The sequence below is a fragment of the Microbacterium sp. genome (genome assembly GCF_043427715.1).
Classification (GTDB): domain Bacteria; phylum Actinomycetota; class Actinomycetes; order Actinomycetales; family Microbacteriaceae; genus Microbacterium.
On record NZ_JBHWTD010000109.1, the window covers coordinates 1 to 12393 of the forward strand.

The 12393-nt window shown below is 69.4% G+C and carries 10 protein-coding genes; 3 read left to right on the forward strand and 7 right to left on the reverse strand.

The window, feature by feature from the left end; genetic code table 11:
* Window positions 1-38: 38 nt before the first annotated feature.
* Both ACHFGS_RS11640 and ACHFGS_RS11645 read right to left on the reverse strand, forming a co-directional pair.
* On the reverse strand, window positions 39-1223 hold the full coding sequence (locus tag ACHFGS_RS11640; protein WP_394279871.1) for an extracellular solute-binding protein: 1185 nt from the start codon (window positions 1221-1223) through the stop codon (window positions 39-41).
* A gap of 34 nt (window positions 1224-1257) precedes the next feature.
* Entirely contained in the window at window positions 1258-2325 is a 1068-nt protein-coding gene (locus ACHFGS_RS11645) for an ABC transporter ATP-binding protein (RefSeq protein ID WP_394279872.1), read from the reverse strand.
* Window positions 2326-2466: 141 nt separating this feature from the next.
* On the opposite strand from ACHFGS_RS11645, the gene ACHFGS_RS11650 reads away from it, so the two are divergent.
* Entirely contained in the window at window positions 2467-3336 is an 870-nt protein-coding gene (locus ACHFGS_RS11650; protein WP_394279873.1) for a FadR/GntR family transcriptional regulator, read from the forward strand.
* A gap of 67 nt (window positions 3337-3403) precedes the next feature.
* Window positions 3404-4138 (forward strand): cache domain-containing protein, encoded by a 735-nt coding sequence (locus tag ACHFGS_RS11655; RefSeq protein WP_394279874.1) that lies wholly within the window; start codon window positions 3404-3406, stop codon window positions 4136-4138.
* 94 nt (window positions 4139-4232) lie between these two features.
* Here the strand turns inward: ACHFGS_RS11655 and ACHFGS_RS11660 are convergent, their stop codons facing one another.
* Window positions 4233-5696 (reverse strand): helix-turn-helix domain-containing protein, encoded by a 1464-nt coding sequence (locus ACHFGS_RS11660; protein ID WP_394279849.1) that lies wholly within the window; start codon window positions 5694-5696, stop codon window positions 4233-4235.
* 141 nt (window positions 5697-5837) lie between these two features.
* Between ACHFGS_RS11660 and aceB the strand changes: the two genes are divergently transcribed.
* The gene (gene aceB / locus ACHFGS_RS11665) at window positions 5838-7496 is read left to right on the forward strand and encodes a malate synthase A (protein WP_394279848.1); all 1659 of its coding nucleotides are present in this window, start codon (window positions 5838-5840) and stop codon (window positions 7494-7496) included.
* Between the two features lie 220 nt (window positions 7497-7716).
* On the opposite strand, the gene ACHFGS_RS11670 is transcribed toward aceB, so the two are convergent.
* From ACHFGS_RS11670 to ACHFGS_RS11685, 4 genes are all read right to left on the reverse strand, one after another.
* Entirely contained in the window at window positions 7717-9528 is a 1812-nt protein-coding gene (locus ACHFGS_RS11670) for a DEAD/DEAH box helicase (protein ID WP_394279847.1), read from the reverse strand.
* Window positions 9529-9587: 59 nt separating this feature from the next.
* Window positions 9588-10559 (reverse strand): glycoside hydrolase family 43 protein, encoded by a 972-nt coding sequence (locus ACHFGS_RS11675; RefSeq protein ID WP_394279846.1) that lies wholly within the window; start codon window positions 10557-10559, stop codon window positions 9588-9590.
* The gene (locus ACHFGS_RS11680; protein WP_394279845.1) at window positions 10556-11461 is read right to left on the reverse strand and encodes a carbohydrate ABC transporter permease; all 906 of its coding nucleotides are present in this window, start codon (window positions 11459-11461) and stop codon (window positions 10556-10558) included. Before ACHFGS_RS11680 ends, ACHFGS_RS11675 begins: the two co-directional genes overlap by 4 nt.
* Window positions 11458-12393: carbohydrate ABC transporter permease (locus tag ACHFGS_RS11685; protein WP_394289486.1), on the reverse strand; the 936-nt coding region annotated here is incomplete at its 5' end. The genes ACHFGS_RS11685 and ACHFGS_RS11680, both read right to left, overlap by 4 nt.

A 12393-nucleotide genomic window follows, 5' to 3' on the forward strand; every position in this document is an offset into this window, starting at 1 on the left:
CATCTCGCCGAGGTGCCTCGGCGCCGCCACCGGGTGGATCAGCCCTTGACCGTCAGCCAGGCGTCCGTCCACTGCTGGAAGTTCGTGCAGGTGACGTCGGTACGACCGTCGACGCACTGCTCGATCGGGGTGGTCCAGAACCACACCTTCTTGAAGTACTCCTCGTCGGTGGCGTTGTAGTAGTCGCAGTGCGCCTTCGCCTCATCGCTCGTCTCGCAGAACGCGGCGTTGGCGGGGGCCATGCCGAAGTTCATCGCGATTGCGCCGTTGACCTCAGGCGTGCTCGTGTAGTTCATCCACTCGTACGCGCAGTTGGGGCTCTCCGACTGCGACGAGATGAGCCAGGCGTCCGACCAGCCGGTCGAGCCCTCCTCCGGAAGCACGGACTTGAACTTCTCGTCCTCGGTGAGCTTGCGCAGCACCTCCCACGACGTGCCGAGCACGGTGTTGCCGCCGACGAACGAGGTGATCTGCGCGGCGGGGTCGGCCCAGTACTCCGAGACGATCTCGTTCTGCTGCTTGAGCAGGTCGATCGCTGCGGCGAGCTGCTCCTCGTCGAGCGCGTAGGGGTTGGTGATGCCGAGGTCGGGCTCGTGCGCCATCAGGTAGACAGCAGCGTCGGCGATGTAGATCGGGGCGTCGTAGGCGATGATCTTGCCGGCGTAGGGGCTGTCGGTCTCCCACGCGACGTCCCAGCTGGTGGGCTCTTCGGTGACGACGTCGCTGTTGTACTGCAGGATGTTGGCGCCGCGACCGATCGGGATGCCGTAGCTCTTGCCGTTGATCGTGTCATAGACCTGCCCCTTCATGCCCTCGACGATGTCGTCGCCGAAGTTGGGGATCAGGTCGAGGTTGATCGGGGCGACGTCGCCGCCGGCGATCAGGCGCAGGCTCGCGTCACCGGATGCCGAGACGAGGTCGTAGTCGCCCGTGCGCATGAGCTGGACCATCTCGTCGCTCGTGCCCGCGACGCGGCGGTTGACCTGGCAGCCGGTCTCCTCGGTGAAGGCGTCGGCCCAGGCCGGCTCGACGAAGCCCGACCACGCGATGATGTCGACGTGGTCCTCGTACTCGCCCTTCTCCTCCATCATGGGGACGTCGGGGACGTCGATCGACAGGCCACCGGCGGGTGCGTCGGTGTCCTCCGCTGTGCCGGCACAGCCGGACAGTGCCAGCGCGGCGACGGCGAAGCCGGCCGCAGCGGCAGAGATCTTGCCTTTCATGGGTACTCCTCTGTGTGTGTTCGGGTGGTGCAGGTCAGGGGATGCGGGTGGCGTGGTCCACGGCCCACGCGACGCGGACGCGGTCGCCCCGGGCGACGTCGACGTCGGCCGACGGATGGTGCGTGTTCTGGGTCTCGGAGAGCAGGCGCAGGCCGTCTGCGGCGTCGACCACCACGCGGGTGGTGGGGCCGGTGTAGACGACCTCGGCGACCGTGCCCTCGAGCGTGATGTCACCCGGGTGCACGGCTTCGTCGGCAGCCAGCAGACGCACCCGCTCGGGCCGGACGCTCATCGTCTGCACGGTGCCGGTCAGGGCCCCGGCGAGCTCACCGGGGATGATGTTCGACAGGCCCAGGAACCGGGCGACGAACTCGGTCTGCGGGTACTCGTAGACCTCGCGGGCCGTGCCGATCTGCTCGATGCGACCGTTGTTGAACACGGCGACCCGGTCGCTGAGGGTGAGGGCCTCCTCCTGGTCGTGCGTCACGAAGATGAACGTGATGCCGACCTCGCGCTGGATCGACTTCAGCTCGATCTGCATCTCCTCGCGGAGCTGCTTGTCGAGGGCACCCAGCGGCTCGTCGAGCAGCAGCACGCGGGGGCGGAGGATCAGGGCGCGCGCGAGCGCGATGCGCTGCCGCTGACCGCCCGAGAGCTGGTGCGGGAGGCGGTTCGCGTGCTGGTCGAGGCGCACCTGCCGAAGCGCCGTGGCCACGGCATCCTTCCGCTCGGCGGTGCCGGCCCCGCGCACCTTGAGTCCGTACGCGACGTTCTCGGCGATCGTCATGTGCGGAAACAGCGCGTAGTCCTGGAAGACGGTGTTCACCGGGCGCTTGTGCGCGGGGAGGGAGGTGACGTCGTCGCCGCCGATGCGGATGGTGCCGCTCGTGACGTCTTCGAAGCCGGCGATCATGCGGAGCACCGTCGTCTTGCCCGAGCCCGACGGGCCGAGCATGGAGACGAACTCGCCCTGGCGGACCTCGAGGTCGAGGTCCTTCACGGCGACCGTCTCGCCGAAGCTCTTGGACACCCCGGACAGGTGGACGTCGCCGCGCTCGTTCGTCGTCATGGCGGCGGTGTCGGTGAGGACGGGTGAACGCATGCAATCTCCTTGGGACGACTCTGTGCCCGGGCACGAGTAAACATATGGAACCAGAGGTTATATTTCAAGCGTGTGAACGAGCGGTCTCGATTCGGTCGCGGCACTCGCTTCCACCCCACCCGCGAGTGAAAGGATGACGTGGTGACCAGCTCCCCCTCGGCCCCGGCGCGTCGACCGCACCGTCTGCAGGGCTCGATGTTCCTGCCGATCGGGGAGGCCGGTCGGGCAGAGCTGGTGGAGCGGCGCATCGCCGAGGCGATCATGGGCGGGCACCTTCGTGCCGGCGACCGACTGCCGTCCGAGGCCGACCTCGCCCGCACGATGGGCGTCGCGCCGACGACCGTCCGCGAGGCGCTGCTGGGTCTCCGCTCGCGAGGGCTCGTGACGACCCGGCGGGGACGCGGCGGCGGCAGCTTCGTGTCCGAGACCGCCGACCCGCGCGCGTTCGCCCGCGAGACCCTCGTGCGGACATCACGACTCGGACTGCGCGACCTCGGCGTGCACTACGCCGCGCTCACCGTGGCCGCGAGCCGCCTGGCCGCCCGCCGCGCGGCATCCGGCGAAATCGAAGCGATCCGCACGCGCCTCGCCCGCCTCGACGCGCTTCGCGACGGCGAGCTGGACGAACGCGACCTCATGGCGTGGCGGCACACGATGGATGACCTCCAGCTCGAGCTCGTCGCCCTCAGCCAGTCCGCCCGCCTCACCCGTGACCAGATGCGCCTGCAGGCCGAGATCTCGCCGCTGCTGCGCCTGCTCGACGCCGACGCGTCCGCCCGCGCCGATCAGCACGACCGGTTCGCCGCCGTGATCGCCGCCGTCGACGACGGTGACGAGGATGCCGCGAGCGCCGCCACCGACGGCATGATCACGGCCGCCGTCGTCGCCCTCGACGCACTGCGCCAGCGCCTCAGCGCCTCCCCCGCTCCCCCAGCGGCGAATCAACACTCGCTTCCCGAATCAACAGCGAATGCGCGTGATTCCGGTGTGGATTCGGCGATTCGGTGGTGATTCGGCGGGAGGCGGCGGAATGCCGCTGTGTACGATGCGACCAGAGCCTGACCCGACAGGAGCGCCCATGACCACGACGAGTGCGGACCCCACGTTGCCGCCGGGGGTGGGCGCCGCGGATGCGGGCGGCGCGGTCGATGCGGCCGCGGCCATCGCAACGGCGTATTTCGACGGCATCCTGCCCCGTCTCGAGGAGCACGCGGCGCGCCTCGCAGCCGAGATCGCTGAGGTCGACGCGCTCACGGCGGCCCGGATCGACGACATCGTCGAGGCGCACGCGCACCAGCTGCTCGACGAGTCGGCGAAGGGCGTCTACGGAGCGGGATTCATCGCGACCGTCGACCTGCTCACCGACACCGCCAGCCACCTGTCGTGGTGGCAGGGTCCCGACCGGCGGAAGCTCGTCTTCCCCGCCGAGTCGGTCAAGCAGGGCATCGATTACCGCGAGCTCGAATGGTTCCGCATCCCGATGACCACGGGGCGTCCGCACGTCGCCGGCCCGTACGTCGACTACCTGTGCAGCGACGAGTACACGATGACGGCGGCCTGGCCCGTGCGCGTCGGTGGGGAATTCGTCGGCGTCGCCGGGCTCGATGTGCTCATCGACACGATCGAGGAGGCCCTCACTCCCCCGCTCTCCGCGCTCGGGGTGCCGCTCCTGCTCGTCAACGGGGTGAACCGCGTGCTGGTGTCGACCGACGTCCGATTCTCCGCGGGCGACGTGCTCCGACCGGAGCGCATCGAGATCCTCGAGCGTCGCGCCAGCGCGCGCGTCGACCTCGCCGTCGTGCGCCTGGCCTGACCCGCGCTCAGCCCTTCGCCCCTCCTCGCCGGGAAGGTGTGCAGGCGCGGGGAGGGATGCCGCGCGCGCGAACCCGCGCGCGCGCCCCGCAGGCTCACCGCGGGGCGTGCGCCTCGAGGAACTCGTACAGGTCGGTCGTGTCGACGCCCGGAAACGCGCCGGTGGGGAGAGTCGCCAGCAGCGTGCGGGGGGTCCGCACGTTCGGCCAGGCCTGGTCGCGCCACTGCGACTCGAGCTCCTCGGGCGGGCGCCGGCAGCACACCTCGACGGAGTGCCTCGACAGTCCGCGGTTCGTGGTCTCCCGGCCGATGAACCACTTCGTGTCGTCGAAGCGCACCCCCACGCTCACCGAGTGCGCGCCCTCGCTCGAACTCTCCACGCGGGCGGTGCACCAGTAGGTGCCGTTGCCGGTGTCGGTGTACTGGTAGTACGGGTTGAACTTGTCGGGGATGTCGAAGACCTCGCGGCTGGTCCACTTGCGGCAGCACATCTGCCCCTCGATCGACCCGAAGCGGTCGGCGGGGAAGTTCACGTCGTCGTTCTCGTACGCCTTCGTGATGGTGCCCGACTCGTGCACCTTCAGGAAGTGCACCGGGATGCCGAGGTGTCGCGTCGCCAGGTTGGTGAAGCGGTGCGCGGCGGTCTCGTACGAGACGGAGTACGCGTCGCGGAGGTCTTCGATGGAGATGGCGCGGCGCGACTTGGCATCCTGCAGAAAGGATACCGCGTGCTTCTCGGGCACCATGAGCGCGCCGACGAGGTAGTTGGTCTCCACGCGCTGGCGCAGGAACTCGGCGTACGAGCGCGGCTCGGCGTGCCCGAGGATGCGGCTGGCGAGCGCCTGCAGCACGGGGGTGCGGCTGTCGCCGCGGCCGGGGATCGTGTTCGAGAGGTACAGCCGGCCGTTGCGGATGTCGGCGACGCTGCGGGTGGACTGCGGCAGGTCCGACACGTAGTGCAGGGAGAACCCGAGGTGCGCGGCGATCTCCGACGCGGTGCGCTGGGTGAGTGGCCCGCCCGGGTGCTCGACGGCGGCGAGGATGCGCGAGGCGTGCTCTTCGAGCTCGGCGAAGTAGTTGTCCTGCCGGCGCATGAGGTGCCGCAGCTCGACGTTGGCGCGGCGTGCCTCTTCGGGCGTCGCCGAGCGCTCGTCGTTGAGCCGCTCGATCTCGTTCTGCAGCGCCACCATGGTGCGCAGCACGTCGTCGGGCACGCTCTTGCCGATGCGGAACGGCGCGATGCCGAGTGACTGGAAGGTCTGCCCCTTCATCGCGCGCTCGAGCGTGATCTCGAGCGTCGCGCGCTCGTCGAGGGGCTCGGCCTCGAGGAGCGCGTCGATCGTCACGCCGAGCGCCTTCGCGATCGTGCGCAGCAGGGTGAGCTTCGGCTCGCGCTTGCCGTTCTCGATCATCGACAGCTGACTCGGCGCCCGCTCGACGGCGGAGGCCAGCTCGTCGAGGGTCATCCCGCGCGCGGTGCGCAGCTGCCGGATGCGCCGGCCGATGGTGAGGGCGTCGGCTTCTTCGATGTCGGATGCCGCTTCTTCCACGATCGTCATGCTCGAAAGTGTGTCAGATAAACAGAAGATCGCACAAACTTCACTTCCGATTTGGCCGGAGTGAGCGTGGAAATTCACACATAGTGGTGTCACGGGAAGCCGTTCCCGGAAGAAATCCGGTTCACACAGGAAGGCAGGGCCATGACCCCCACCATGACGGGCACCGCGCCCACGACATCGACCATCGCGACCCAGAGCATCCCGACCATCACGGTCGTCGGCCGACTCGGCGAGCGCTACGACGAGGTCCTCACCCCTGCCGCCCTCGACTTCCTCGCCCAGCTGCACCACCGCTTCGCCGGGCGCCGGCACGACCGTCTTGCCGACCGCATGCGTCGCCGCTTCGAGATCGGCAACGGCCAGGACCCGACCTTCCGTCACGACACCGCACACATCCGCGAGGACACCGAGTGGCGCGTGGCCGGCCCCGGCCCGGGCCTGGAGGACCGCCGCGTGGAGATCACCGGCCCCACCGACCCGAAGATGACAATCAACGCGCTGAACTCCGGCGCGAAGGTGTGGCTCGCCGACCAGGAGGACGCGACCAGCCCGACGTGGAAGAACGTCATCGAAGGCCAGCTCTCGCTGTTCGACGCCATCCGCGAACAGCTGCAGTTCACGAGCCCCGAGGGCAAGGAGTACCGCGTCACCGCGGAGCGGACGCCGACCATCGTGATGCGTCCGCGCGGCTGGCACCTGGTGGAGAAGCACATGGAGTTCACCGACCGCAACGGTCGCACCATGGCGGCATCCGGTTCGCTTGTCGACTTCGGTCTCTACTTCTTCCACAACGCGACCGAGCTGATCGCCCGTGGTCGTGGCCCCTACTTCTACATCCCGAAGATCGAGTCGTCCGAAGAGGCGAAGCTCTGGGACGACGTGTTCACCTTCAGCGAGCAGTACGTCGGCATCCCCCACGGCACGATCCGCGCGACGGTGCTCATCGAGACGCTCCCGGCCGCCTTCGAGATGGAGGAGATCCTCTTCGAGATGCGCGACCACATCGCGGGCCTCAACGCCGGCCGCTGGGACTACATCTTCTCGATGATCAAGAACTACCGCGGCCGCGGCGCACGCTTCGTGCTCCCTGACCGCAGCCAGGTCACCATGACGGTTCCGTTCATGCGGGCGTACACCGAGCTGCTCGTGCAGACGTGCCACAAGCGCGGCGCCTTCGCGATCGGCGGCATGAGCGCCTTCATCCCGAACCGCCGTGACCCCGAGGTCACGAAGCAGGCGTTCGAGAAGGTCGCCGCCGACAAGAAGCGCGAGGCCGGCGATGGGTTCGACGGCACCTGGGTGGCCCACCCCGACCTGATCCCGGTGGCGCGGGCCGAGTTCGACGCGGTGCTCGGCGACAAGCCGAACCAGGTCGACCGCGTCCGCGACGACGTGCAGGTGCGCCCCGAGCAGCTCATCGACTGCCACATCGGTCTGCCGATCTCGACGGCGGGTGTGTACGGCAACGTGTCGGTCGCGATCCGCTACATCGAGGCGTGGCTGCGGGGCCTGGGTGCGGTCGCCATCGACAACCTGATGGAGGATGCCGCGACCGCCGAGATCAGCCGCTCGCAGGTCTGGCAGTGGATCCACCAGGACCGCGTGACCGAGGACGGCACCCCGATCACCCGCGAGTACGTCGAGGGACTGATCGAGCAGGTGCTCGGTGAAGTGGAGCGCCGCGACGGCGACCGCTTCGACGATGCGGCCGAGATCTTCCGCGACGTGGCGCTGGGAACCGAGTTCCCCGCGTTCCTGACGCTCGGCGCGTACGCGAAGTACCTCGTCGACGCCGACTGACGGTCGGGGCGGGCACTCGCCCTCCGACGAAGAACCGCCGCTTTCTGTCCCCACGGGTGTGGGACCGGAAGCGGCGGTTCTGTCGTGTGCGCGCATGCACCCGGCCGGGCCGATCGAAATCGCAATGGATCCGACCCGACACGCCGGCCGGGCTCACCGCCACGCGGCGTGCCGCGCGGCATCCATTGCAATCACGCACGGGCACGCGCCCGCGGCGCGGTCAGTCGCGTTGGCGGGACTTCCGCGCCGGGCGGTCGTCGTCGCGACGGGGGCGGTCGTCGTACGACCGCTTCGGCCGATCGTCGAACCGGCGGGCGCCACGGTCGTCGTCGCGACGCCGGCCGGGGCGGCCGCGGTCGGGCGCGATGTTGATGAGCTGACCCGAGATGCGGGTGCCTTTCAGGCGGTCGAGGACACCGGCATCCATGTTCGTGGGCAGTTCCACGAGCGAGAAGTCGGGGCGGATCGTGATCGCACCGAAGTCGTCGCGGCCGAGGCCACCCTCGTTGGCGAGGGCGCCGACGATCTGGCGCGGCTCGACGCGGTGACGGCGGCCGACGTCGATGCGGTACGCGGTGAAGTCTCCGCGGCTGCGACGCTCGCGCGGGCCGCTGTCGGTGCGCTCCTTGCGGGTGCCGCGCTGCGCGTCGGCGGCGACGGTCTTCGCGAGCTGGTCGGATGCCGGGTCGAGAAGCAACGGCGTCTCTCCCTGCGCCACGACGGCGAGGGCGGCGGCGACATCCTGCTCGGGCACGTCGTGGTTGCGCACGTAGTGGGCGATGACGTCGCGGAAGCCGGCGATGCGGTCGGTCTCGGCGAGCGCCGCGGTGATCGCGTCGTCGAAGCGTGCGAGGCGCGTCGAGTTGATGTCCTCGGTCGTCGGCAGCTGCATCTGCGTCGGCGCCTGGCGCGTGGCTCGCTCGATGTGCGCGAGCAGGTAGCGCTCGCGCGGCGTGACGAAGCTGATCGCGTCGCCCTTGCGGCCGGCGCGGCCGGTGCGGCCGATGCGGTGCACGTACGACTCGGTGTCGGTGGGGATGTCGAAGTTCACGACGTGGCTGATGCGCTCCACGTCGAGGCCGCGCGCGGCGACGTCGGTCGCGACGAGGATGTCGAGCTTGCCGTCCTTGAGCTGCTGGACGCTGCGCTCACGCTGCGGCTGCGGGATGTCGCCGTTGATCGGCGCGGCGCTGAAGCCACGGGCGCGGAGCTTCTCGGCGAGCGTCTCGGTCTCGTTCTTCGTGCGGACGAAGATGATCATCCCGTCGAAGTCCTCGACCTCGAGGATGCGCGTGAGGGCGTCGACCTTCTGCTGGTAGGACACGATCAGGTAGCGCTGGGTGATGTTCGTGTTCGTCGAGGTCTGCGTCTTGACCGTGATCTCCTCCGGGTCGCGCAGGTACTGCTGCGCGAGACGGCGGATGGATGCCGGCATGGTCGCCGAGAAGAGGGCGACCTGCTTCTCTTCGGGCGTCTTCGCGAGGATCTGCTCGACGTCCTCGGCGAAGCCCATCTTCAGCATCTCGTCGGCCTCGTCCAGGACGAGGTTCTTCAGCTGCGAGAGGTCGAGGGTGCCCTTCTCGAGGTGGTCCATGATGCGGCCCGGGGTGCCGACGACGATGTGCACGCCGCGGCGGAGCGCGGACAGCTGCACGCCATAGCCCTGACCGCCGTAGACGGGGAGGACGTGCACGTTCTTCATGCGCGCGGCGTAGGACTCGAACGCCTCGCACACCTGGAGCGCGAGCTCGCGGGTGGGGGCGAGCACGAGCGCCTGCGGCGTCTTCTGCGTGAGGTCGAGGTTCTCCATGATCGGCAGCGCGAAGGCAGCGGTCTTGCCGGTGCCGGTCTGCGCCATGCCGACGACGTCGCGGCCGCCCAGGAGGACGGGGATGGTCGCAGACTGGATGGCCGAGGGGGTCTCATAGCCGAGATCTTTGATCGCGGCGAGAACGGGGCCGGTGAGGCCCAGTTCGTCGAAGCCTGGGGAGGCCGGGGATGCGGTATCAGCCGCAGTATCGCTGTCAGTCACCTCCCCACAGTAGTGCGCCGCCCTGTGAGACACCCGGGCTGGGAGACACCCGGGCCGGCTCAGCCGACGGTCACGCCGTCCGGGGAGAACGCGACCGGCTGCGTGTGCAGGCCGCGGTAGATGAACTGCTCGTCCCAGCCGTGGAAGACGAGGACGTCGCCGCCCGACGTCGCGACGACGTCCTGGCCGCCCGGTCCGGTGAAGGCGCCGTCCGAGGACGCGGTCGACAGCACGGGCTCGGGCTGCTTCTCGTACGGCCCCGTCGGCGCCGTCGCGGTCGCGACGCCGATCGCATAGGCGTCGCTGCCGTAGTCGTTGGCCGAATAGAAGAGGTGATAGCGGCCGTCCCGCTCCACGAGCGTCGGCGCCTCGATGAGCGACCCCTCCCACTCCTGGTCCTGCTTCAGCAGCCGCACCGGCTCCCCGGCGAACGCCGTGCCGTCCGCCGTCAGCGGCGCCATCATGAGCCACGTGTCCTGCGCGCAGCAGTTGCCGTCGGTCTTCCACAGCAGGTAGCGCGTGCCGTCGGCGTCGTCAAACGTCGCCGCGTCGATCGCGCCGCCGGCATCCACGGGGCAGACCAGCGGCTCCTCGCCGACCGGCGCGAAGTCCTCGTCGAGCGAGCCCGCCACGGCGACGCCGATGCACTGCCGCTCCGACGCGGTGTCCTGCGCCGTCACGTACATGACGTAGCCGTCGTTGGATGCCGCAACCTCCGGCGCCCACGTCCGGCCCGGCGACGCCCACGCCGGGAGGACCGGCAGCGCGTCGCGCCGCTCGACCGTCCAGCTCGCGAGGTCGGCGGAGCGCGCGACGCGGATGTTGAGGCCGTGGCTGCCGGTCGCGAACGCGACGTACTCGCCGTCCGCCTCGATCACGTCGGGGTCGGGGAAGTCCTCGTCGAGGACGAAGCCTCCCGCGGCCGGCGACTCGGCGGGGGCCGGTTCCGGAGCGGGTGCCGCGCAGCCGGCGACGGTCAGGAGTGCCGCGATCCCCATCGCGACGAGCGCCGCCGGCCGCAGTCGGCTCATCCCTTGACCGCCGCCCCGGCGACGGAGTCCACGATCTGCCGCTGCGCGAACGCGAACAGGATCAGCACGGGGATCGACGCAATCGCCGCCCCCGCCATGACGATCCCGAAGTGGGTGCGGAACGCGCCCTGCAGCATCGCGAGACCGGGCTGCAGCGTCATGTTCTCGGGCGAGAGCAGCACGTACACCGGCCACAGGAAGTCGTTCCAGTTGCCGAGGAACGACAGCACCGCGAGGGTCGCGAGCGCGGGCTTGGCAAGCGGCAGCGCGACCTGGAAGAAGATGCGGAACTCCCCCGCCCCGTCGATGCGCGCGGCCTCCTCGATCTCCACCGGCACGCTCAGGAAGAACTGCCGCAGGAAGAACACCCCGAACGCGCTGGCCGCTCCGGGGATCGTGATCGCGAGGATCGTGTCGAGCCAGCCGAAGTTCTCGACGATGAGGTAGTTCGGGATCAGGAAGACGACCGGCGGCACGAGGAGCGTCGCGATGATGAGCCCGAACACGATGTTCCGGCCCGCGAACTCCAGGCGCGCGAGCGCGTAGGCCGCCATCGACGCGGTCGCGAGGATCAGCACCGTCTGCAGCGTCGCCGCGGCGAAGCTGTTCCACAGCCACAGGAAGATCGGCTGCTGACCGCTCGTGAGGAGCGTCTGATACGCCTCGAACGACACCGGATCCGGCAGCGCGTAGGGGTTGCGGACGGCGTCGGCATCCGTCTTCACCGACGTCAGCAGCATCCAGATGAGCGGGAACACGACGACGAGGGCGAGCGCGACGAGCACGGCGTAGAGGGTCGCGCGCGACGCGGCGCGCCCGGGGCTCCGTCGGCGACGGGCCGGCGAGGTGGACGCGGTCGGCGCGTCGCGGTCGGTGCGCGGGCGGGCGGCGGTGTCCGTCATTTGATGACCTTCTCGGTGCGCTCCCGCTGCAGGCGGAAGTTGATGGCGCTGATGATCGCGAGGAAGGCGAACAGCACGTAGCTCATGGCGGATGCCGGTGCCATGTTGTTCTGCGACAGACCCTGATCGGCGATGTACATGATCGCCGTGCGGGTCGCGTTGCCCGGTCCGCCGTTGGTGAGCAGGTACGACTGCCCGAACATGTTCGCCGATGCGAGGACCGTCGTCGTCGTGATGAACAGCATCACGGGACGCAGGCCCGGCAGGGTGACGCTGAAGAACGTGCGGGCGGCACCGGCGCCGTCGAGGGCGGCCGCCTCGTACAGGTCGGTGTTGATGCCCTTGAGGCCGGCGAGGAAGATCACGGTGTTCAGGCCCGCGGTCCACCACACCGTGACGCCGACGAGCGAGACCCACACCCACGGGGTGTCGACGACCCACGGGGTGTCGTCGGGCAGGCCCAGGAGGCCGAGCACGTGGTTCAGGATGCCGGACTGCGTGTCGAACACGTAGTTCCAGATGACGCCGACGATGGCGACGCCGAGCACGTACGGCGCGAAGAACACGGTGCGGAACACCGTCGCGCCGCGCAGCTTGCGGTTCAGCAAGACCGCGATGAACAGCGGCAGGACGACGAGAAACGGGACGCTCAGCAGGACGAAGAGCCCGGTGGCGCCCATCGCCTGCCAGAAGTCGCCGGAGGTCGTCGACCCGGCGGTGAACAGGTCGATGTAGTTCTTCAGCCCGACGAAGTCCTGCGAGTCCCGGAACGGGCTCCAGTTGGTCAGGCTGATCCACAGTCCGAAGATCGCGGGGACGATCACGAACGTCGTGAACAGGATGAGGAAGGGCGCCAGGAACAGGTAGCCGATCAGGTTGCGGCGCCGCGCGGCGGGACGCCGGGCGCGGCCGCCCGCCCCCGCGCCGAGATC

What these genes read in the sequence shown, in the direction of transcription:
- ACHFGS_RS11680 (WP_394279845.1), bottom strand. Translation starts at nt 11,461, where the DNA reads ATGACGGACACCGCCGCCCGCCCGCGCACCGACCGCGACGCGCCGACC.
- ACHFGS_RS11645 (WP_394279872.1), bottom strand. Translation starts at nt 2,325, where the DNA reads ATGCGTTCACCCGTCCTCACCGACACCGCCGCCATGACGACGAACGAG.
- aceB (WP_394279848.1), top strand. Translation starts at nt 5,838, where the DNA reads ATGACCCCCACCATGACGGGCACCGCGCCCACGACATCGACCATCGCG.
- ACHFGS_RS11640 (WP_394279871.1), bottom strand. Translation starts at nt 1,223, where the DNA reads ATGAAAGGCAAGATCTCTGCCGCTGCGGCCGGCTTCGCCGTCGCCGCG.
- ACHFGS_RS11660 (WP_394279849.1), bottom strand. Translation starts at nt 5,696, where the DNA reads ATGACGATCGTGGAAGAAGCGGCATCCGACATCGAAGAAGCCGACGCC.
- ACHFGS_RS11675 (WP_394279846.1), bottom strand. Translation starts at nt 10,559, where the DNA reads ATGAGCCGACTGCGGCCGGCGGCGCTCGTCGCGATGGGGATCGCGGCA.
- ACHFGS_RS11655 (WP_394279874.1), top strand. Translation starts at nt 3,404, where the DNA reads ATGACCACGACGAGTGCGGACCCCACGTTGCCGCCGGGGGTGGGCGCC.